The sequence below is a fragment of the Streptomyces sp. NPDC046881 genome (assembly GCF_040645015.1).
Lineage (GTDB): Bacteria > Actinomycetota > Actinomycetes > Streptomycetales > Streptomycetaceae > Streptomyces.
The window spans coordinates 1-21,459 of the sequence record NZ_JBEYXJ010000006.1; the positions used below are offsets into that span (position 1 = coordinate 1).

15 protein-coding genes and 2 pseudogenes are annotated in these 21,459 nt (G+C 74.0%); 9 read left to right on the top strand and 8 right to left on the bottom strand.

Translation table 11 applies throughout. The features are described 5' to 3' along the window. Positions 1 to 133: 133 nt before the first annotated feature. Complete coding sequence (locus ABZ923_RS05015; protein ID WP_361466940.1) at positions 134 to 1,096, bottom strand: nucleoside hydrolase; 963 nt, start codon at positions 1,094 to 1,096, stop codon at positions 134 to 136. A 299-nt stretch (positions 1,097 to 1,395) separates the two neighbouring features. On the opposite strand from ABZ923_RS05015, the gene ABZ923_RS05020 reads away from it, so the two are divergent. Beyond that, positions 1,396 to 2,196, top strand: a complete 801-nt coding sequence (locus ABZ923_RS05020; protein ID WP_361466943.1) for a hypothetical protein — start codon at positions 1,396 to 1,398, stop codon at positions 2,194 to 2,196. Between the two features lie 3 nt (positions 2,197 to 2,199). Here ABZ923_RS05020 and ABZ923_RS05025 read toward each other — a convergent pair whose 3' ends face one another. The 3 genes from ABZ923_RS05025 to ABZ923_RS05035 all read right to left on the bottom strand — a co-directional run bounded on the left by ABZ923_RS05025 (position 2,200) and on the right by ABZ923_RS05035 (position 4,849). Next, positions 2,200 to 3,543 carry a helix-turn-helix transcriptional regulator gene (locus ABZ923_RS05025; RefSeq protein ID WP_361466946.1) on the bottom strand — a complete coding sequence of 448 codons (1,344 nt, stop codon included), beginning with the start codon at positions 3,541 to 3,543 and terminating at the stop codon, positions 2,200 to 2,202. A gap of 237 nt (positions 3,544 to 3,780) precedes the next feature. Further along, a complete protein-coding gene (locus ABZ923_RS05030; RefSeq protein ID WP_361466949.1) occupies positions 3,781 to 4,041 on the bottom strand; it encodes a DUF397 domain-containing protein in 261 nt (86 codons plus the stop codon). Continuing rightward, on the bottom strand, positions 4,001 to 4,849 hold the full coding sequence (locus ABZ923_RS05035) for a helix-turn-helix transcriptional regulator (protein WP_361466952.1): 849 nt from the start codon (positions 4,847 to 4,849) through the stop codon (positions 4,001 to 4,003). Before ABZ923_RS05035 ends, ABZ923_RS05030 begins: the two co-directional genes overlap by 41 nt. A 223-nt stretch (positions 4,850 to 5,072) precedes the next feature. Between ABZ923_RS05035 and ABZ923_RS05040 the strand changes: the two genes are divergently transcribed. Next, positions 5,073 to 7,046, top strand: coding sequence for an Ig-like domain repeat protein (locus ABZ923_RS05040; RefSeq protein ID WP_361466955.1), 1,974 nt, complete (start codon positions 5,073 to 5,075; stop codon positions 7,044 to 7,046). Positions 7,047 to 7,049: 3 nt separating this feature from the next. Here ABZ923_RS05040 and ABZ923_RS05045 read toward each other — a convergent pair. The 3 genes and pseudogenes from ABZ923_RS05045 to ABZ923_RS05055 all read right to left on the bottom strand — a co-directional run. Further along, positions 7,050 to 7,469, bottom strand: a pseudogene (locus tag ABZ923_RS05045) (hypothetical protein); the annotation flags it as partial. A 945-nt stretch (positions 7,470 to 8,414) separates the two neighbouring features. Continuing rightward, a pseudogene (locus ABZ923_RS05050) lies at positions 8,415 to 9,020 on the bottom strand (hypothetical protein); the annotation flags it as partial. A gap of 562 nt (positions 9,021 to 9,582) precedes the next feature. After that, a complete protein-coding gene (locus tag ABZ923_RS05055) occupies positions 9,583 to 10,746 on the bottom strand; it encodes a PP2C family protein-serine/threonine phosphatase (RefSeq protein ID WP_361467197.1) in 1,164 nt (387 codons plus the stop codon). Positions 10,747 to 10,932: 186 nt separating this feature from the next. On the opposite strand from ABZ923_RS05055, the gene ABZ923_RS05060 reads away from it, so the two are divergent. Both ABZ923_RS05060 and ABZ923_RS05065 read left to right on the top strand, forming a co-directional pair. Next, entirely contained in the window at positions 10,933 to 11,454 is a 522-nt protein-coding gene (locus ABZ923_RS05060) for a hypothetical protein (RefSeq protein ID WP_361466958.1), read from the top strand. Between the two features lie 223 nt (positions 11,455 to 11,677). Continuing rightward, positions 11,678 to 12,601 carry a hypothetical protein gene (locus tag ABZ923_RS05065; RefSeq protein ID WP_361466961.1) on the top strand — a complete coding sequence of 308 codons (924 nt, stop codon included), beginning with the start codon at positions 11,678 to 11,680 and terminating at the stop codon, positions 12,599 to 12,601. Here ABZ923_RS05065 and ABZ923_RS05070 read toward each other — a convergent pair. Further along, positions 12,501 to 13,847, bottom strand: a complete 1,347-nt coding sequence (locus ABZ923_RS05070; RefSeq protein WP_361466964.1) for a PLP-dependent aminotransferase family protein — start codon at positions 13,845 to 13,847, stop codon at positions 12,501 to 12,503. The genes ABZ923_RS05065 and ABZ923_RS05070 overlap by 101 nt on opposite strands. A gap of 87 nt (positions 13,848 to 13,934) precedes the next feature. On the opposite strand from ABZ923_RS05070, the gene ABZ923_RS05075 reads away from it, so the two are divergent. The 5 genes from ABZ923_RS05075 to metG all read left to right on the top strand — a co-directional run bounded on the left by ABZ923_RS05075 (position 13,935) and on the right by metG (position 21,381). Then, positions 13,935 to 14,717 carry an alpha/beta fold hydrolase gene (locus tag ABZ923_RS05075; RefSeq protein ID WP_361466966.1) on the top strand — a complete coding sequence of 261 codons (783 nt, stop codon included), beginning with the start codon at positions 13,935 to 13,937 and terminating at the stop codon, positions 14,715 to 14,717. Between the two features lie 16 nt (positions 14,718 to 14,733). Then, the gene (locus tag ABZ923_RS05080) at positions 14,734 to 15,690 is read left to right on the top strand and encodes an endonuclease/exonuclease/phosphatase family protein (RefSeq protein ID WP_361466969.1); all 957 of its coding nucleotides are present in this window, start codon (positions 14,734 to 14,736) and stop codon (positions 15,688 to 15,690) included. A gap of 33 nt (positions 15,691 to 15,723) precedes the next feature. After that, positions 15,724 to 17,667 (top strand): FUSC family protein, encoded by a 1,944-nt coding sequence (locus tag ABZ923_RS05085; RefSeq protein WP_361466972.1) that lies wholly within the window; start codon positions 15,724 to 15,726, stop codon positions 17,665 to 17,667. A gap of 89 nt (positions 17,668 to 17,756) precedes the next feature. Beyond that, a complete protein-coding gene (locus ABZ923_RS05090; protein ID WP_361466975.1) occupies positions 17,757 to 19,559 on the top strand; it encodes a VWA domain-containing protein in 1,803 nt (600 codons plus the stop codon). A 106-nt stretch (positions 19,560 to 19,665) separates the two neighbouring features. Continuing rightward, positions 19,666 to 21,381: a methionine--tRNA ligase gene (metG, locus tag ABZ923_RS05095; protein WP_361466978.1), complete on the top strand. Its 1,716-nt coding sequence runs from the start codon at positions 19,666 to 19,668 to the stop codon at positions 21,379 to 21,381. The last annotated feature ends 78 nt before the right edge of the window (positions 21,382 to 21,459 follow it).

Consider the following 21,459-nt stretch of genomic DNA (forward strand, 5'->3'; position numbering starts at 1 on the left):
TCGTCCAGCCGCTTCCGCCCCTGCAACGACTCGGGCAGCAGCGGCCGGACGAACTCCCACTCGGCATCGGACAGTTCATGGCGACGTATCACGACACCATGATCCACCAACGCTGATCATTTGAAGACACCGCCTAGCGGGCGACCGTCTCCAGGTACAGCTTCACGTACCGGGCCGCGTCCACCTCCAGGGCCACGTCGATCAGGGCCCGTTCGCGGCCGCCCTCGTGGATCTCGGACTCGCCGAGGCGGGGCCGGCGGTCGACGACGGTCTGGCCGCGGGTCGGGCCGGGGGCGAGGGAGACCTCGACCGGGAGCAGGCGGGTGGTGATGCCCGCCGGGTCGGCGACCGCGCACACCGCGCCGGCGTCGCCGAGCCCGCCCGCCTCCTCGGCCTCCGGGGGCTCGCCCTGGTGGGCCGGCCGGTGGGCGAGCAGCTCGCCGGCCAGGCGGGTGCCGGGCTCGGCGCTGGTGCGCAGCCGGTGCACCTCGGCGCTGTCCACGACGACCTGCCGGAACACGTCCAGGCCGTACATGGTGATCGGCACCCCGGCGGTGAGCAGGATCGCCGCGGCCTCCGGGTCGTGCCAGACGTTGAACTCCGCGACCGCGGTGGCGTTGCCGGTGGCCACCGCGCCGCCCATGAACACGATCCGCTCGATGTTCCGGGTCACCTCCGGGTGGGTGCGCAGCAGCAGGGCGATGTTCGTCAGCGGCGCGGTCGGGACGAGGGTGACCGGGCGCGGGGAGGCGAGGATCTCGCGGTGCAGCAGGGTGACGGCGTCGACGGCCACCGCCGTCCGGGCGGGCGCGGGCAGCCCCAGGTCGCCCATGCCGTCGGCGCCGTGCACGGGGGCGGAGCGGGCGGGCTCCAGCAGCGGGCGCTCGGCGCCGCGCGCCACCGGGATGTCGGGGGCGCCCGCCTGTTCCAGCACGGTGAGGGTGTTGCGGACCACCCCGTCCACGTCGGTGTTCCCGGCCACGCAGGTCACCGCCCGCAGGTCGAGTCCCGGGTGGCGCACGGCGAACAGCAGGGCCAGGGCGTCGTCGACCCCGGTGTCGCAGTCGATGATCACGGGGATGGGCTGACCGGTCACGGCGGACTCCTTCCGTTGTGCCGACGATAGATCAGGCCGGGCCGCCGTGACCGGGTCGCGGGCGGCGGTCGTCCGGTGGTGGTGGGGGCCGCCTCCCGGGTGCGGGTCCGTGCCGGCCGGTCGCGCGGCTCCCCGCGGCCCTCGGGCGGGCGGACTGCGGCTCGGCCGGGAGGCGCGGGCGTTCCCCGGGAAGGCCCGGCGCCCTCACCCGTACGGCGCGGAGCGCTGGTGGGCCGCCCGGGCCGGTGGTGCCGTGAGATCAGGCACCCCGCCGGCCGCACGCAGCCCAGGAGGCACCGATGTCCCCCGCGATACGCGCGATCTACGACCGCATGCCCCGTGGCGTCGCCCTCTCCCTGCTCGCCGCCGGTCTGCTCACCGCCGGCGGCTGCGCGGCGCTCACCCTGAAGTACCCCGAGAGCGCCCCGTACCCGCTGCCCACGGTGGACCGGCCGAGCCGGTCGGCGAAGGCGTCCCCACGGGCCGACGGGTCCACGCTCAGCGACGAGCAGGCGCAGGCCGCGCTGATCAACCAGACCGATCTGGGCGCCCCCTGGACGGCCACGAGCGGCGCGGCCACCTGGCGGGACGGGCTGCTGAAGACGCACACCGCGGTCGCGGAGTGCCAGGGGCTGCTGGACGCGCTGTACAGCGACGAACTCCTCGGCGCCCCGGCCCGGATCGCCGTCGGCCTGGACGACGCCGACACCGACGCCCAGCTCCGCTACCAGATCGCCGCCCGCCGCCCGGCCGACGTCGACGCCGTGCTCGCCTGGCTGCGGACGCTGCCGGCGCGGTGCGCGCGGTTCACGGCCACCACGGAACTGGGGCTGGTGGAGGACGTCCGGGTCGTGGACGCCCCGCTGCCGGAGGTCGGGGACGCCCGCCAGGGCCTGCGCGTCACCCTCGCCACGACGACACCGGACGACCAGGAGTACCTGCTCACCATGGACGTGGCCGCCGTCCGGGTCGGCGAGGACGCCTTCGCCCTCACCAACGCGGGGCTCGGCGACGTGCCGAACGAAGCGACGCAGACCGCCGTGCAGATCGGCGCGCTGCGCCTGGCGGACATCCGCAGGCAGGGGCGGGCGCAGGTCTGAGGGTCACAGCGGGGGCTGGGCCGGGGCCGGGCCCAGGGTGGTGGTGCCGGGTGCGGTGCGGTGGCCCAGGCCGGTGCGGTAGGCGTCCAGGGCGGCCTCGATGCGGCCGGTGCGGCGCAGCAGGTCGCCCAGCAGCCGGCACAGGTCGGCGAGGTCGCCGGCGGCACCCGCGCGTTCCAGCAGGCTCAGGGCGCGGACGTAGTGCTCCTCCGCGGCCTCGGTGTCCCGGGCGTCCTCGGCGATGATGCCGAGCAGGCGGTGCGCGGCGGCGGCGTGCACGGCGCCGCGTTCGGAGGAGAAGTCGCCGAGGACGCCCTGGAGGAGTACGGCGGCCTCCTCGGAGCTGCCCCGGCGGTGCAGCACGTCGGCGAGTTCGACGGCGGCCTGGCTGCGGTACAGGGCGGCCCTGGTCTCCGACAGCATGGTGTACGCCTGCCGCAACTCGGCCTCGGCACGGTCGAGTTCGCCGTCCTGGGCGTAGACGTAGCCGCGCATCCAGTGGCAGTTGGCCAGTTCCGTGCGCAGGCACAGCTGCCGGTACAGCTCGGCCGCCTTGGCCAGGGAGGCGTCGGCCTCGGCGACCCGGCCCTCGGCGAGCAGGGTCCGGGCGACCGAGCGGTGCATCCGGGCGATCAGCGCGGGGTCGCCGGCCCGCGGGGCGAGCGCGAGGGCGAACTCGGCGGCCTGGGCGGCGCGGGCGTGGGCGCCCATGTCCATGTAGGGGCCGATGACGCTGGCGTAGAGCAGCAGCAGCGCGTCGGGGTCGTGCAGTCCGCCGCGGTTCAGCTCGTCGAGGGTGGACTCCAGGAGGTAGACCGCGTAGCGCAGCTCGCCGGCCAGGTAGTGGGCGACGGCCCGGCCGCGGACGGCGGGGACACGCGCCGGCAGGGTCTCGCCGGCCAGCCGCTCCTCGGCCTGCTCGAAGTACTCGCGCGCCTCGGTCAGGTCCCCGGTCTGCAGGGCGCACTCGCCGAGTCCGAGCAGTGCGGCGGCCTGTTCGCGGTCGAGTCCGTGGGCCTCCGCCTCGGCGCGCAGCACGGCGTACCGGGCGGCGGCCTCCTCGGCCCGCCCGTCGGCGAGGACGCGCTGGGCCTCGGTGAGCCGCAGCCGCAGACCGGTGGCGAGGTGGGCGGGCCGGCCGACGGCCAGCTCCTCGAAGGCGACGCCGAGCCGGTCCGCGATGTGCCGTAACGCCTCGTCGGAGGCGCGGGCCCGGCCGGCCTCCAGGGTGGAGATGTAGGCGGGCGTGTACGCCGGTTCCGCCAACTGGCGTTGTGTCAGTCCCCGTTGGGCGCGCAACCGCTGCACCCGCCGCCCGATGACCTCCGGCTCGTCCCGTTCCGCCATGCCTCGCGTGCCCCCCAACTCGCCCGACCACCCTTGCCGTTGACCCGGGCAGCCCCTAGGTTAAACGGCGGATTAAGCATGCTTAACAGGCCGCTGTTGTGTTGCGAGGTCACCGTGCCCGGACGTCCATCCGCACCCTACGCACGCCCCACCGCACGGAGGGCCGTAACCGCCGCGGTGATCGCCGCGGCGGCCCTCCTCCTGGCAGCGAACGCCGGCCCGGCGAGGGCGGAAGGCCTACAGAGCCCGCACGAAGGCGGCCCAGGCCCGAGGGTCCACAGCGAGGTGTCCCGAGTCGGGCTTCTTTGAGTCACGGACGGCGACGAGGGTGGGGAGATCGGCGACTTCTACGCACTCGCCGCCGGTGTTTCCGCTGTGGCTGGACTTGCGCCACGCCGCGTGGCCGACGACAGCGCACTCGACGCAATCGCCGCCGTTGGTGCCGCTGTACGAGGACTTACGCCACTGAGCGAGGGCCAGATCCACGTTGCTCTGCATAGCGTTCCTCCATCACGCGCGCGATCAGGTCGGCCGAGGCCTCTGGCGAGAGGGCGGTGGCCTGCAAGCGAGCGTAACCGACCGAACGCTCCCTGATTACTCGCGGATTGGCGGTCATGTGCCCCTGGTCGTAGCTCTCGCAGTAGAAGAGGTCCGGGTGGTCCTCGAAACGCAGCACGTTGAACGACCCCATCATTCCGGTGTGTGCGCCCACGGAATGTGGCAGTACCTGGATGTGCACCCACGGGTTGCCCCGGAAGCTCAACAGGTGACCGAGTTGATCACGCATCACGTCCCGGTCGCCGACCATCTGATGCAGCACTGACTCGTCCATGACGACCCACAGCACCGGCGGCTCATCCCGTCGCATGATGCGCTGCCGTTCCATGCGGGCGGCGACCATCTCCTCGACCTCGTCCGGACGGTCCACGCACAGCAGGGCCGCCGCATACGCCTTCGTTTGCAGCAGCCCGTACACGACCTGGCACTGATACGTGGAGATGTACGTAGCCTTCGACTCCATGTCGGCATACGGCTGGAACCACGTCGGCAACTGGCTCCGCAGGACCAGCCCGACCAACCTGGAGAAGAAGCCGTCCGTCATCAGCGCCGCGTCCACCCGCTCGGCGAACTCCCGCGTCGGCACCTTCAGCGTGGTCTCGATCTGGCCGATCAGCGAGCCCGTGCAGAAGACGATCGCGCCGAGTTCCTTCTGCGTGAGCCCCGCTTCCTCCCGTTTCCTCCGCAACTCGGAGCCGAAGTAGTCCAACGGAGACGCGCTGGGGTCGAGCGGACGGATGTTGACCATGAAGAGAGACACCCCCTGCGATCGATCTGTTGCAGAGCGTAACGACCCGCTCTCACGGTTGTCCCGGAATTCACGAAACCCGGTGGCACCGCTGTCAGGGGCATGACCTACTCTTTGCACACTCGCCGCACGAGGCACACACGGCTCATGCACAGGGGGCTCACGTTCGCCGTGCCCTGCGGCTCCCCATGTCTTTCCTTCGTTCCGGGGGGTTCGAATCAGCGTGCGCAAGCGCTCTCTCACGGCCGCCACCACCCTGGCGGTCCTCTTCAGCTCCGCGGCCCTCGCCGCGGCCCCGGCATTCGCCGACTCCGCCCAGCCCCTGCCGGTGCGGCAGACCGGTGACATCGTCGTGGACTCCGTCCACCGGCAGGTCTTCGTCAGCGACCCGCTGAACGGCAAGATCGTCGTCACCGACTACGCCGGCAAGGTCGTCAAGCAGCTCGACACCCGCCTGTCCGGCGTCCAGGGCCTGGAGCTCTCGGCCGACTCCGGCACGCTCTACGCGGCCGTGCAGGACCTCGACGCGATCGCCGTCATCGACACCGCCACCGACACCGAGACCACCCGGTACGAGGTCGGCGACAAGCCGCTCAGCGTGGCCGTCGCGGGCGGCAGGCTGTGGTTCGGCTACGGCGGCGCCACCGCGGGCAACATCGGCTCGGTCGACCTGACCGCCGAGGACCACACGGTCACGCTCGGCCAGGACGCCGGCTGGTACTCCGCGCCGGTGCTGGACGCCGCGCCCGGCTCGACGACGCTCGTCGCGGGCGCGGTCGGGCAGAGCCCGGTGGAACTCGCCTCGTACGACGTCTCGTCGGGCACCGCCACGAAGGTGGCGAGCACCCGCGAGGCGGGCAGCAACCTCGGCGACCTCCAGGTGACCCCCGACGGCAAGGACGTCGTGGTGGCCAGCGGTGCGCCGTACTACCAGCAGGTGTTCCGGACCTCCGACCTCAACGAGGACGGCAAGTACGTCACGGACGCGTACCCCAACTCGGTGGCGATCGCCCCCGACGGCACGATCGCGGCCGGCATCGACGGCTCCTACGACCCGGACGTCTACATCTTCAAGCCCGGCGCCGGCGAGCCGGTCCGCACGTACGACTTCCCGAACACCGGCACCTCCTCGGGCTCCGACCTGCTGGCCCGTGGCGGGCTGGCCTGGGCCGCCGACGGCTCCCGGCTGTTCGCGGTGACCAGCAACAGCCAGGGTGTGTTCTCGCTGCGCGTGCTCAACGCGCCCACCAGGGCGGTCAGCACCGTCACCGTGGACGCGCCGGCCACCGCCACCCGCGCCAAGAAGCTCACCGTGAAGGGCAAGGTCGCCTCCAAGGTGGCCGTCCCGGCCGGCACCAAGCTGACCGTGACCCGTACCGACCTGGAGTCGCCGAAGGGCAAGCCGCTGGCCGCGGCGGTCACCAAGGCCGACGGCACGTTCTCCTTCACCGACACCCCGCCGGCCGGCGGCAAGGTGAAGTACACGGTGGCCTACGCGGGCGACGCCGACCACGCGGCGGCCTCCGGCTCGGACTCCGTCGAGGTGTCCCGCGCCAAGGCGACGCTGACGATCAACAACAACGGCAAGGTGTACTCGTACGGCAAGGACGTCAAGTTCACCGCGCACCTCGGCAGGACGTACAGCAACCGCACGGTGGAGATCTGGGCCGACCCGTTCGGTGCCGACAAGCCGAACAAGCGGGTGAAGACCGGGAAGGTCAACTCCGACGGGAACCTGTCGGTCACCCTGGACCTGAAGCGGGACACCAAGGTCACCGCGAAGTTCGCGGGCGACTCGCGCTACAAGCCGGCGTCGGCGGCCAGCACGGTCGGGGCGAAGGTCAGCATCTCCACGTCGCTGTCCAACCACTACAAGGCGAAGTCGGCGTGGGGACACACGTACTACTTCTTCCACAAGAACAAGAACCCGCTGGTCACGACCAAGATGCCGTGGTACCCGGACCGGGCGCAGAAGTTCGAGTTCGAGGTGTACTACCAGGGCCGCTGGTACCCGGGCGACCCGTCGTACTTCAAGCTGGGCTCCGACGGGGTCTCGCGGGTCAGCATCACCGGCAACCACAGCCAGGACGTCGGCTGGCGGTTCCGGATCCGCTCGTCGTACATCAACGCCTCCTCGGGTGACACCGTGAACTCCACGACGCACGGCGCCTGGAAGTACTTCACCTTCACCCAGTAGCCGCTAGGGGGTGGCCTGGAGCTGGCGCAGCTGCCGCTGGACGTTCTCCAGCGCGCCGCGCCGGCGGCCCGGCACCCTCAGTCGCAACTCCGCGAGCGCGGGCCCGAGTTCACGGGCCCGCGCCGTGTCCTTGATCCGGGTCCACTGGTGGTGCGCCCGGTCCACGGCCGCCTCGACGGCGGGCGCGTCCCCCGCCTGCCCGGCGGCCAGCCGCGTCTGCGCCACACCCAGCCAGGACCGGCAACTGCGCACCGCGTCCCCCGCGAGCATCGCCAGATCGGCCCGCACCTCGCTCCAGTGCAGCGCCTGCTCCGACGCCGCCCCGTACACCCGCACGGCCTCCGCCTCCCACCGCGCCGCAATCCCCTCGGCATCCGCGTGCCGCCCTTCCTGCACGGCAGCACTGATACCGGCATGGGGATCATCGGGGCCGACGTCACCGGGCCGGGGGGCGGGGGCGGCATCGCCGGGCCGGGGGGCGGGGGCGGCATCGCCGGGCCGGGAGGCGGGGGCGGCATCGCCGGGCCGGGGGACCGAGGGGGCTTCGCCCGGGCGGGGGCCGGAGGTTTCTCCGGCAGGAAGGACCGGGGTGGCTTCGCCGATCCCGCCGGAGGCGAGTTCCGCTTCACCGGTTCCGCCGGTTCCGCCGGAGGCGGGTTGCGGGACGGGGCCGCCCGGACGGACCCCTGAGCCAGCGGCCCCGGACCCGCCCGACACGGGCAGCGGGCTGCCGCCTCCTGCCTCCGCTCTACCGGCCGGGCAGCCCGGAACGGACCCGCCCGGCACCCGCGCCGGAGCGTCCACGGGCTCGGAGACCGCCCCGCCCGACAGTGCCTCCCGCACACCGACGCCTGCCGGCGCACCAGGCAGAGGCGCGCTCTCACCGGACCCGGCGGAAGGCCCGCCGTATGCGGGAACCGACCCGCCCGACAGCTCCTGCACACCCACAGCTGCCGGCGCACCCGGCACAAGCCCACTGTCACCAGCCCCGGCGGAGAGCCCGCCGTATGCGGAGACGGACCCGCCCGACGGCTCCCGCAAACCGACACCTGCCGGCGCACCAGGCACAGGCGCGCTCTCACCGGACCCGGCGGAAGGCCCGCCGTATGCGGGAACCGACCCGCCCGACAGCTCCTGCACACCCACAGCTGCCGGCGCACCCGGCACATGACCGCTGTCACCAGCCCCGGCGGTGGGCCCGCCGTACGAGAGCCCCGGCGCGAGTCCTTCGGTGACGGGCGGCCGCACCGGGCCCCCGGCCACGGGCCCCGGCGCGGTTCCCGGTGGGAAGCCGGTCGCCGCGGCCCCCCGCACGAAGCCGCCGATCGGGCCCCCCGGCACGTAACCCCCCGCGTCGGCCAGCAGCAGGCTGCCCCGCGCCTCCTCCGCGACGCGGGCCACCGCCTGCTCGTGCAGGACGCCCAGCGGGGGGCGGTGGCCGCTGCGCAGGAGCGTGGCGACCGTCTTCATGTACGCCGGCTCGGCCAGGCCCCGCCGTCCGCCGGCCGGGGCGACACGGCCGTAGACGGCGGTGTTCCGGCCGGAGTCGAGGCCGCGCTCGGTGATGTGGCGCCAGGCCTCCGCGTCGGCGTGCAGGTCGACGACGAGCGCGGTGTCCGTCGCGGAGCGCAGGCGCAGCTCCTCGCGGATCCAGTGCCAGGGCAGCGCGGTGTAGCGGAGGGTGGCCGGTGTGGTGCGGGCCAGGGCCAGGTGGGGCTGGTGCTGGCGCCGGTCCAGGTGCAGCTGGCCGGTGACGTACACGGTGAGCGGCCCGGGGGAGGCCGCGGCGGCCCGCAGCCGGGTGAGGACGGCCTGCGGTTCCAGCGGGTCGGCGAGTTCGATGACGTTCGCGGTGTCGGTGCCGGACAGCACGGAGGGAGCGACGGCGGCCAGTACCGGCAGGACTCCGGCCGCGTCCACCAGGCGCCCCCGGCCCAGCGGCGAGGCCGCGAGCAGCAGCACGGTTCCGGGCATCGTGCCTCCCCCATGTCACCCTGCGGACCCCGTGAACCTCCGGACCCGAGGCCCCCGTGGATCCGCTCTCCAGCCAGCACCGTAACCGCTGCTGCTGCAAACCGGCGCCTCAGTACCGCAAACGCCCCGGTACGCCCACTTCACCCACCACCCCTCACAACTCCCCCCACCCGCCCCGCCCCTGACACCGCCGCACCCCGTGCGCCGGCGCACAACACACCCCGACATCACCCGAACCGCGCCCCCAGCCAAGCCTCGCGGCCCACGCACGCCCCATGCCCCTCTCACCTCAGCCCGCCCCCAGCACCCGACCCGCCCCAGCCCGCCTCACCGCCTACAGCGCCCCCCGGCACCCGGCCATCCCCTCCGCCTGCGGCGCACACCGCACGCCGGCCGCCTCCACCCGGCTCACCCCCGCCCCCCGCCGATCCCCCGCACCCCAGCCCGCCCGACCGCCGCCGCCGACACGCGCCCCGTGCCCGGCGCACAACGGACCGGCCGCTCCCTCTCCCCCTCATCCCGGCCGCCCCGCCCGGCGCACGCCGCACGCCCGCGCTCCTTCTCACCCCGTCCCGCCCCCAGCACCCAGCTCGCCCCCGTCCCCCGCCGGACCCTCCGCCGCCCTCCGTACCGCGAAGATCGTCGTGTCGTCCTCCAGGTGGCCGCCGCTGTGCCGGAGCACCCCGTCGCGGACCCGGCGGACCAGGCGGCGCGGATCCGTGCGGGCGGGGTCGGCGCGGACGGCGCGGGCGACCTCGTCGGCGAGGGGGAAGAACGCGCCGGGGCGGTCGCGGGCCTCGGTCACCCCGTCGGTGACGAGGAGCAGCGTCTCGTCGGCGGCCACCGGCACCCGGTGCACGGGCGGCAGGCCGCCCCCGAGGTCGGCGAGGCCGAGCGGCAGCCCGTCGCCGCAGGGCAGCTCGCGCACCCCGTGCGGGCCGACGGCGAGCGGCGGCTCGTGGCCGAAGTTCACCACGTCGATCACGCCGGGGTCGTCCCGGGGGAAGGCGATGAGAACGGCCGTGGCGAAGCGGTCGCCGTCGGTCCCGCCGAGCGCCGCACGGTGCGAGCGGTGCCGCAGCATCCGGGTCTCCAGCCGCTCGGCGACGGTCGTGAGGTCCTCCTCGTGGTAGCCGGCCTCCCGGAAGGTGCCGAGCAGCGCGGCGGCGGCCTCCACCGCGCCCAGCCCCTTGCCCTGCACGTCACCGACGAGCACCCGCGTGCCGTGCGGGCCGGGCTGGATGTCGTAGAAGTCGCCGCCGACCCGGGCGTCGACGTCGGCGGCCAGGTACACCCCGGCGTGGTCCAAGCCCGCCCACCCGGACGGCAGCGGGCGCAGCACGGTGCGCCGGGTGGTCTCGGCGATGTCCTGGATGTGCACCAGCTGCCGTTCCTGCCGCACGCGCACGACGGCGGCCAGCGTGGCGAGGGCGCCGCCGAGGGCGACCAGCAGGAAGTCGCCGAACCCGGCCTGGTACTCGGCGGGCCAGGCACTGTCCACGACGACGTACGTGACCAGCGCGGCCACGCTGTAGGCGGCCGTCGTCCACACCCCGCACATCGCGGCGGCGGAGCCCGGGACCAGGACGATCCAGGTGATGATCCGGAAGTGCTCGCCGGTGTTGAGGTCCAGCAGGACGACGGCGACGAGCAGCAGCAGGGGCGGCAGCCACCCGATGCTCCGCCCCCGGATCTCCAGCAGCGGCCTGCGCCGCCCGTACTCCATCTCGGTCACGGCGGGCAGCCCTCCCAGTCCTTCACTTCCTTCAGCGAAGCATGGGGGAGAACCGCACGCATCCGGGCACTCGTCACCCTCCTGGCCGAGTTGCCAGGCCGTGTCCCCCGGTGTGACCTGGAGACGTGCCCCGCACGCGGGGGCGGATTTCGGGGGCGAGGAGTAAGGAGTGCTCTCATGGCTCAAGCGGCACCCGTGCCCGGCGGAACGTCCCGGCCCGGCCGCACGCCCGAGATGGAGCGCCGGTCGTCCGACGTGGTCGCGCGCCCGCCCGACGTCTTCGACGCGCGGACCCACGCCCTCGGCCGGGTGGCCGTCCCGGTCGTCCTGGGTCTGGTCTACGGCTACTGGGTCGCGGCCAACAACCGTGACGGCGGTCCCGTCACCGGCTGGAACGTGCTGCTCGGCTTCGTCACCGCGCTGGTGTTCGCGGTGGTGTGCGCTGCCCTGCTGACGCTGGGCCCGCGGCTGCCGCGGGAGGTGCACGCGCTGTCGTGGTCGGCGTTCGTGGGCTGCGCGTACGGCTTCCTCTACAGCCAGACCGGCAGCCTGTTCTCCACCCAGGGTTCCGGCCAGGGCCCCCACGACGACGTGGTGCGCTCGGTGCTGATGGGCCTGCTGTGGGCGGCGATCACGTTCATCGTGTTCTTCTACCGCTACTACGTCCGCGAGGACGCCTCCGGCCGCCGGGTCCGCTGAGCCGGCCCGAGGGTGTACGCGTGGGCCCCGGCTGCCCGGCCGGGGCCCACGCGTTCCCCTGTTCTTCCCCTGTCCCTTCGGCCTGCACCACGAGTGGTGCACATCGGCCACTTCTTCCTCCCCAGCACCAGGAAACACCCGTTCGGGTGATCCCTCCACCGGAGAGCCCCCGAACGCAGTCCCCCCGCTCGCGCACCGGCCCCGGCGGCCCTTGCCTGGAAGCGTGCCCCCACGCCTCAGGAGCGCCCTGTCGGCCGTACTGATCACCCTGTCCTGCCTCCTCGTGCCCTTCGGCACGCTGGCGGCCTGGGCGGCGTACGGGCTCGCCGACACGGGCCGGTACGTCACCACGATGGCGCCGCTCGCCACCGACCCGGCCGTGCGGGAGGCCGTCGTGGACACCCTCGGTGACGGCATCCTGCGGGTGGTGGACGAGCGCCTGGACGTCCGTCCGGTCCGCGGCTCGGTGCGCCCGTTCGTGCACGACGCGGTCCGCTCCTTCACCCACACCCGGGCCTTCCGGATGGCCTGGGACACCGGCAACCAGGTCACCCACGACGCCGTGCTGCACGCCCTGCGCACGGACGACGAACGCGCCGTCACCGTCGACCTGGCGCCCGTCACCGCCCAGGTCAAACGCCAGCTCACCCGGGACCACGTGCCGCTCGCCGCACGGATCCCGGTGGAGCACACCGCGGTCGCCGTGCTCCCGGCGGACCGGCTGGCCACGCTCCGGAAGGGGTACCACGTGCTCGAAGTCGCCGGTTTCTGGCTGCCGGTCGCGGCCGTCGCCTTCGCCGCCGGCGGGATCGCGCTCGCCGTGCGCCGCCGCCGGGCGGTCGTCGCCACCGCCCTGGGCACGGCCCTGGGCGGCGCCCTGCTCGTCCTCGCCCTCCACGTCGGCCGCGGCCTGACCCTGGCCGACCTGCCGGCCGGCGTCTCCCACCCGGCCGCGGGCGCCGTCTACGACGCCCTGACCGGCACCCTGCGCTCGGCCGCCTGGCTGCTGCTGGGCCTGGGCCTGGCGGTGGCCGTCACCGCCTGGCTCACCCGGTATCTGCGGCTGCCCCGTCCCGCGCGACGCCGGCGAGGGTCTCCAGCGCCCGCGCCAGCTGCGGCTCCGGGGCCGACCCGAGCCCGAGCCTGACCGCGTCCGGGGTGCGGCTGGGGTCGACGCAGAAGGCCGTACCCGGGGTGACCGCGATGCCGTGCGCGCGGGCGGCGGCCGTGAAGGTGTCCGCCCGCCACGGCGCGGGCAGCTCCCACCAGGCGAAGTAGGCGGCCGGGTCGGACCGTACGGCGAACCCGGCGAGCTTCCCGGCGACCAGCCGTTGGCGCCGCCGCGCGTCCTGCCGCTTGGCGGCCACCAGCCGGTCCACGGTGCCGTCGCCGAGCCACCGCACGGCCGCCTCCAGCGCGAACGCGCCCGCGCTCCACCCGCCGGACCGCACCGCCCGCGCCACCGCCTCGACGCGGTCCCGCGGGACGACGGTGAAGCCGACGGTGAGACCGGGCGCGACCCGCTTGGAGAGGCTGTCGACGAGGTGCACCAGGCCGGGCGCGAGCGCGGCGAGCGGAGGTGTGCCGCCGGGGTCCAGGAAGGCCCAGATCCGGTCCTCGACCACCGGTATCCCCAGCCTGTGGACACAGTCGGCGAGCTGCCGCAGCCGCCCGGTGCTCGTCGTCAGCGAGGTCGGGTTGTGCAGGGCCGGCTGGAGGTAGAGCGCGGACAGCGGCGCGCCCCGGTGGGCGTCGGCCACCGCCTGCGGCACGGGCCCCTCCGCGTCCGTGGCGAGCGGCACCAGGACCAGGCCGAGACGCGCCGCGATCTCCTTGACCAGCGGATACGTCAGCGGTTCCACCCCGACCCGGCCGCCGGGCCGGACCAGGGCGGCGAGGGTGGCGGCGATCGCCTGCCGGGCGTTGCCGGTGAACAGGATGCGTTCCGGGGCGGCCGGCAGCCCGCTGCGGGCGAGCAGGGCGGAGACCGCCGCCCGGGCCGCGGGGGTGCCCGCGGCGGCGGCCGGCCGCAGCGCCTCGCCGAGCGCGTCCGGCCGCAGCAGCGGGGCCAGCGCGGGGGCCATCAGCTCCGACTGGCCGGGCACGGCGGGGTAGTTCAGCTCCAGATTGACGAGCGGGGCGCCGGCCGCCTCGGTCAGGGCGATCCCCGGCTGCCCGTCCGGCGGGGTGGCCCGCACGAACGTGCCCCGCCCGACCTCGCCCACCACCAGGCCCCGGCGCACGAGTTCGGCGTACACCCGGCCGGCGGTCGAGGGCGCGATGCCGTGCCGGCGCGCGAACGCCCGCTGCGGTGGCAGCCGTTGGCCGGGCCGGAGCCGTCCGCCGGTGATGTCGGCCGCGATCCGGTCGGCGATGCGCCGGTAGTCGTCCACAAGTCCCCCTGTTCTCCGGTGCGTTGGATTGCACCGAGGGCAAAGATTTTATTGCACCGAGCCATGGGGCGCCCTAGGGTCGTTGTCATGCCCCCCTTCCTCGCATTCGAGGACAAAGACCCCGGACTCTCCTCCCGGGTTCCCCTCGTCCTCGTCCACGGACACCCCTTCGACCGCACGATGTGGCAGCCCCAGCTGGCGGAGCTCGCCGCCGGCCGCCGGGTGATCGCCCCCGACCTGCGCGGCTACGGCGCCTCCCCGGTCACCCCCGGCACGGTCCCGCTCTCCCGCCACGCCCGCGACCTCGCGGACCTCCTGGACCACCTGGGCGTGGACACCTTCGCCCTGGCCGGCCTGTCCATGGGCGGCCAGATCGCCATGGAGTGCTACGACCGCTTCGGCGACCGGATCCGCGGCCTGGTCCTCGCCGACACCTTCCCCACCGCCGAGACCCCCGAGGGCCGGCTGGGCCGCGCCGCCATGGCCGAGAGGCTGCTCGCCGAGGGCATGCGCGGCTACGCCGACGAGGTGCTGGAGAAGATGGTCGCCCCCTACGCCGACCCCGAGGTCAAGGCGCACGTGCACCGCATGATGACCGCCACCTCCCCCGAGGGCGCCGCCGCCGCCCTGCGCGGCCGGGCCGAACGCCCCGACTACCGCGACCTGTTGACCCGGGTGACCGTGCCCGCCCTCGTCGTGGTCGGCGCCGACGACACCTACACCCCCGTCTCCGACGCCGAGGCGATGCACGCGGCCCTCCCCGACTCCGCCCTGCACGTCGTCGAGGGCGCCGCCCACCTGCCCAACCTGGAGCGCCCCGAGGAGTTCAACCGGGCCCTGGCGGCCTTCCTGGCGCGGCTGGACGGCTGACCGTAGGCTCGCTCCCGTGACCCAGCACCCCGGACGCAGGCGCGCCGCCTGGTGTGCCGGGCTGCTGCTCACCGCGGTGAGCGTGGTCGTCGGCTGCCGGATCGCCGACACCGACGGCGTCACCCCCGTACCCCAGCTGCTCGCCTTCCTGCCCTGGCTGCTCGCCCCGGCCGCCGCCGCCCTGCTGTGTGCCCTGCTGGCCCGCTGGTGGCCGGGCCTGGTGTGGGCCGTCGCCGTCCTCGGCCTGCTCGCCTGGTACCTGGAGCCGTACGGCAAGTCCGGCGAGCCCGACGGCCCGCCGCTCGCCCGGCTCCGGGTGCTGACCGCGAACGTCGACTTCGGCCGCGGCACCCCCGCCCTGGTCCCGGTCCTGCGGGACCGGCACCCCGACGTGGTCTTCGTACAGGAATGCGCGTCCGGCTGCCGGGCCGCCCTGGAACGCGACCTCGCGTCGTCGTACCCGCACCGCCGGGCCGTCGGGGGAGACGGCTCCAAGGGCTCCCTCGTCCTGAGCCGCTTCCCGCTGACCCCGGCCGCGGGCGTCCCCGGCACGATGGGCATGCCCGGCGCCGTGGCCGACGTACGCGGCCACCCCGTACGCCTCCAGCTCGCCCACCCCGTGCCCCCGCTGCCGGACCGGGCCGGCCTGTGGCGCCGCGAACTCGGCCGGCTGCGCGCCTTCGCCGCCGCCGACCCCCGCACCCCCACCATCCTCGCCGGCGACTTCAACGCCTCCCAGGACCACGCGGCTTTCCGGCACATCCTCGACGCCGGCCTGGCCGACGCGGCCCGCCTGACCGGCCACGACCGCACCCCGAGCTGGCCCGCCCGCACCGCCTCCGTCGTCGGCGTCCAGATCGACCACGTGCTGGTCTCCCCGGACTTCACCGCGGCCGGCACCCGCTTCCTTCGCGTGTCCGGCACCGACCACCGCGCCCTCGTCGTGGACCTCGTCCTGCACCGGCGGACCTGAACCCGGATGGATCAAAGCGGCCATAATGGGCGCATGTCCAGAGAGTTCCCGATCGGCCTCACCCCTCCCGACTGGCTGGTCCGGACCCTCACACCCCAGCAGGCACCCGTCAACCGGGCCGCCGTGGCCCGCGCCGCCGTCGGCATGGCCCTCCCCCTGGCCCTCGGCCTCGCCGCCGGCCGCCCCGCCTACGGCGCCCTCGCCTCCATGGGCGCCCTGTCCGGCGTCATCGGCGACACCGCCGACGCCTACCGCATGCGCATCCTCAACATCGCCGTCCCCCAGCTCTTCGGCGCGGTCGGCGTCACCCTGGGCACGCTGGCGTACGGCCACGGCTGGTACGCGGTCGCCGCGGTCACCGGGGTCGCGCTGGTCTCCGGCATGATCTCGACGATCGGCGCGGTGGCCTCCGTCTCCGGACTGCTGCTCCTGCTGAACTGCGTGGTCGGCGCGGGCCTCCCGCTGCCCTCCCCCTGGTGGCTGGCCCCCGCCCTGATGACCGGCGGCGGCCTCCTGGTCCTCCTCCTGGCCCTGCTGGCCTGGCCACTGCGCGCGGGCGTCCCCGAACGGGCGGCGGTCGCCGCCACCTACCGCACGGTCGCCACCCTCCTCGCCACCGCCGGCACGGACCGCACCGAGGAGTACGAGGAGGCCCGCCGCGCCGTCACCCAGTCCCTGAACGAGGCCTACGACCTGATCCTCGCCCGGCGCGCCCGCCACCACGGCCGCAGCCCGGAACTCACCCGGCTGCTCGCCCAGTTGAACGCCATCACCCCGGTGATCGAGGCGGCCCCCGCGGCCCACCTGGCCGCCCGCCCGCTGCCCCCGCAGATCCCGCAGGCGCTCCGCCACCTGGCGAGGGCCGTCGCCGCGGACGACACCCCCGTACCGCCCCTGCGCCTGCCCCTCCCCACCACCGAGACCGCCCGGGCGGTGGACCACGCCCTGCGGCACACCGCCGAGGTCGTCACCGCGCCCGACGTCGACCCCCGCGGCATCGACGACCGCCTGGGCCGGCCGGCCGCCCTCGGCATCCGCACCGCCCGCGCCGCCCGCAACGTCGTGCTGTCCGCCAACTCCTGGCGCTACGGCGTACGCCTCGCGGTCTGCATCGGCATCGCCCAGGCCCTGGTCTCCCTGATCCCCGTCCCGCGCTCCTACTGGGTCGCCCTGACCATCACCTTCGTCCTCAAGCCCGACTTCGGCTCGGTCTTCTCCCGCGCCCTGCTGCGCGCGCTCGGCACGGTGGCCGGCCTGGTGCTCGCGGCGGTGGTCCTGGCCGAGGTCCCGCTGGGCTGGTGGGACGTGCCGGTCCTCTTCCTGCTGGCCCCCCTCGTCCCGGCCCTCACCCCGCGGGGCTACGGCTACCAGACGGCCGCCATCACCCCGGTGATCCTCCTCCTCTCCGACATCCTCAACCACCAGGGCACCGCCCTGCTGCTGCCCCGGCTGAACGACTCCCTCATCGGCTGCGCGATCGCCCTGACCGCCGGCTACCTCTTCTGGCCGGAGAGCTGGCGCACCCGGGTGGGCGACCGCCTGGCCGACGCGGTGGCCGACACCGCGGCCTACGTGGAGGCCGCGTTCCACCCCGGGACCGCGCCCGCCGCCCGGGCCCGCATGCGCCGGCGGCTCTACCGCGACCTGTCCGTCGTCCGCACCGAGTTCCAGCGGGCCCTGACCGAGCCCCCGCCGACCGGCCGGCGCGCCGCGGCCTGGTGGCCGCTGGTCGTCGCCGTCGAGCGGATCGTGGACGCCACGACGGCGGCCCGCGTCCGCGTCCGGCACGGGGCCGCGCCGCCGTCCTCCGGTGAGCTGGCCCAGGTGACCCTGCAGCTGCGGGAGCTGTCCGAAGGCGTCCGGAACGCGGAGACGCTGACCGCGGTGCGCACCGACCTCACCGGGCCCGCGGGCAGCGTCCTCGAACCCCTCCGCCAGGAGGTGGCCGCGGCCCGCGCCCTCACATCGCCGCACTGACGCGGTCCGGCCGCACGAGGCCGCTAACCTTACGTGTCCGTCCTGGCCAGGGATCGACGGGCTACAACCTCACGTGAAGGGTTGCGCACATGGGCATTCTCACTCTCCTGCGGAACGCATTCGGCCGTTCCCGCAAGTCACGAGCCACCGCCCCGGAGGGTGCGAACCCCGTCCCGGACCCCCGCCAGTCCCCTTCGGAGGAGCCCCCCACCGGGGAACACGACCTGGTGACAGCGGCCTTCGACAACATCAAGGTCCCCCACCAGCAGCCTCCGACGGAGCCCGAGACGAAGGCCCAGGAGGCCGAGGAGCCGACTCCGGCTGGGGCCGAGGCGAAGGCCCAGGAGCCCGAGGAGCCGACTCCGGCTGGGGCCGAGGCAGATATTGAGGAGAAGGTCGAGGAGACCGTCTCGACGAAGGCCGAGGAGCCGACTCCGGCCGAGGCCGAGGCGAAGGCTCCGGAGAAGACCGAGGAGCCTGCCAAGGCCAAGGCCGAGGATGAGCCCGAGCAGCCGACTCCGGCCGGGGCCGAGGCAGAGGTTGAGGAGAAGGTCGAGGAGACCGTCTCGACGAAGGCCGAGGAGCCGACTCCGGCCGAGGTCGAGGCTGAGGTTCAGGGGAAGCCCGAGGAGGAGCCCGAGCAGCCCGTCGAGGCGCAGGCCAGCGTGGCGGCCGAGGAGACCCCGCCACCGGCGGCGGCCGACGAGAAGCCCGAGCCCCAGCCGACGGAGGCCCCGGCCGACGAGAAGCCGACCGAGCCGGTGACGGCGGAGGCGACGGAGCCGGAGCCGGTCCCCGCGAAGGAAGCCGAGCCGGAGGCAGCCGAGCCGGAGGCTGAAGCTGTGGCCGCCGGGCCGGAGGCCGAGGCTGAGGCGAACGAGCAGAAGGCCGAGGCTGAGGCCGCCGGGCCGAAGGCTGAAGCTGTCGCCGCCGAGCCGGAGGCTGAGGCGAAGGCGGACGAGCCGGAGGCTGACGCGGAGGCGGAGCCTGTCGAGGCGACGACGGAGCCGCAGGCCGCCGACGGCGAGGACACCCCACAGGGGCCACCCGCAGCCGGCAACGCAACCCGCACGGGTGGTGCGGGTGGGAACACGGACGCCGAAGGCGAAGCCGAGGCGGACCCGAACCCGCAGGCGCCGCAGGCAACCGCGGACCCGAACCCGCAGGCGCCGCAGGCAACCGCGGACCCGCGCCCGGAGTCGCCGCAGGCGACCCCCACCGCCAAGCCCGCCACCCCCCTCGCCAAGGTCAAGGCCCACGCCCCCGCCCTGGCCACCGCCTACAAGGCCGCCGCGGCCACGCTGAAGAAGACGAACCTCACCGGCACCCGAGCGAAGCTCTACCTCGTGCTGGACCGCTCCGCGAGCATGCGCCCGTACTACAAGGACGGCTCCGCCCAGGCCCTCGCCGACCAGACCCTCGCCCTCGCCGCCCACCTCGACCCCGAGGCCACGGTCCACGTCGTCTTCTTCTCGACGGAGGTCGACGGCACCACCGACCTCACCCTCACCCCCGACCACGAGACCAAGATCGACGACGTGCACGCCGGCCTCGGCCGCATGGGCCGTACCAGCTACCACGCCGCCGTGGACGCCGTACTCACCCACCACCGGAAGACGGCCGACCCCACCACCCCCGCCCTTGTCGTCTTCCAGACCGACGGCGCCCCGGACGCGAAGACCCCGGCCACCCAGGCCCTCACGGAGGCCGCCGAGACCGCCCCCTCCGTGTTCTTCTCCTTCGTCGCCTTCGGTGACCACGACAACAAGGCCTTCGACTACCTCCGCAAGCTGAAGACCCCCAACACGTCCTTCTTCCACGCGGGCCCCACCCCCCGCGAGCTCACGGACGGCCAGCTGTACGAGGGCGTACTGGCGACCTGGCGCCCGTGACCCCGCGCCGCCCGCTTCTCAGCCCGTAGAACGGGAAGCGGGCGGCATACACACGTCGGCTACGATTTCAAGGTTCGTACACGTAGCGACCTGGGAGCAGCCCGCGATGGCTCGACACCTCATCACCAGCGCCCTTCCCTACATCAACGGGATCAAGCACCTGGGCAACATGGTGGGGTCCATGCTCCCGGCGGACGTGTACTCCCGGTACCTCCGCCAGCGTGGCCACGACGTCCTGTACATCTGCGCGACGGACGAGCACGGCACCCCCGCCGAGCTGGCCGCCAAGGAGCAGGGCCTCCCGGTGGCCGAGTTCTGCGCGCAGGCGCACGACGCGCAGAAGGCGGTCTACGACGGCTTCGCGCTCGCGTTCGACTACTTCGGCCGCAGCTCCAGCCCGGAGAACCGCGAGATCACCCAGCACTTCGCCCGCAAGCTGAACGAGAACGGCTTCATCGAGGAGCGGGCGATCCGCCAGGTGTACAGCCCGGCCGACGGCCGCTTCCTGCCGGACCGCTACGTCGAGGGCACCTGCCCGCACTGCGGCTACGACAAGGCCCGCGGCGACCAGTGCGAGAACTGCACCCGCGTGCTGGACCCGACCGACCTGATCAAACCGCGCTCGGCGATCTCCGGCTCCACGGACCTGGAGGTCCGCGAGACCAAGCACCTCTTCCTGCTCCAGTCCAAGCTGCAGCACGAGGTCGAGCAGTGGGTCGCCCGGCACGAGGCGGACTGGCCGCAGCTCGCCTCCTCCATCGCCCGCAAGTGGCTGAACGAGGGCCTGCACGACCGGGCGATCACCCGTGACCTGGACTGGGGCGTCCCGGTCCCGGCGGACACCTGGCCGGAGCTGGCGGCCGAGGGCAAGGTCTTCTACGTCTGGTTCGACGCCCCGATCGAGTACATCGGCGCGACGAAGGAGTGGGCCGACCAGGACCCGGAGAACCGCGACTGGAAGTCCTGGTGGTACGAGGCGGACGACACCGTCCGCTACACCGAGTTCATGGCCAAGGACAACGTCCCCTTCCACACGGTGATGTTCCCGGCCACCGAGCTGGGCGTGCGCGAGCCGTGGAAGAAGGTCGACTACGTCAAGGCGTTCAACTGGCTGACGTACTACGGCGGCAAGTTCTCCACCTCGCAGAAGCGGGGCGTCTTCACCGACCAGGCGCTGGACATCCTGCCCGCCGACTACTGGCGCTACTTCCTGATCGCCAACGCCCCCGAGTCGGACGACTCGTCCTTCACCTGGGAGCACTTCACCGCCACGGTGAACAAGGACCTGGCCGACACGCTCGGCAACTTCGTCAACCGCGTGCTGTCCTTCTCCCGCAAGCGGTTCGGCGACGAGGTCCCGGCCGGCGGCGAGCCCGGCGAGGCCGAGGCGCGGCTCGGCGAGGAGATCGCCCGCCTGCTCGCCGAGTACGAGGAGCACATGGAGGCCCTCCAGTTCCGCAAGGCGGCCGCGGCCCTGCGCGCCCTGTGGTCGGCCGGCAACTCCTACCTGGAGGAGAAGGCCCCCTGGCTGGAGATCAAGACCGACAAGGAAAGCGCAGCCCTCACCCTGCGCACGGCGATGAACCTGATCCACCTGTACGCGGTGGTCTCCGAGCCGTTCATCCCGACGGCGGCCAAGACGATGCGCGAGGCGTTCTCCCTGACGGACGACACCGCCGTCTGGGTGAGCCAGGACGAGGCGAAGGCCCTGGCGTCGGTGCCGGCCGGCACCCCGTTCACGGTCCCGCCGGTCCTCTTCGCCAAGCTCACGGACGAGGACCTGGCGGCCTACAAGGACCGCTTCGGCGGCGAGGCCGCCTGACCGCCCCGCGCGTGCCGCGCTGAAGCCCGACGAGGGCGCCGAGCCGGGTGCTCGGCGCCCTTTCGCGTCCCCGACGGG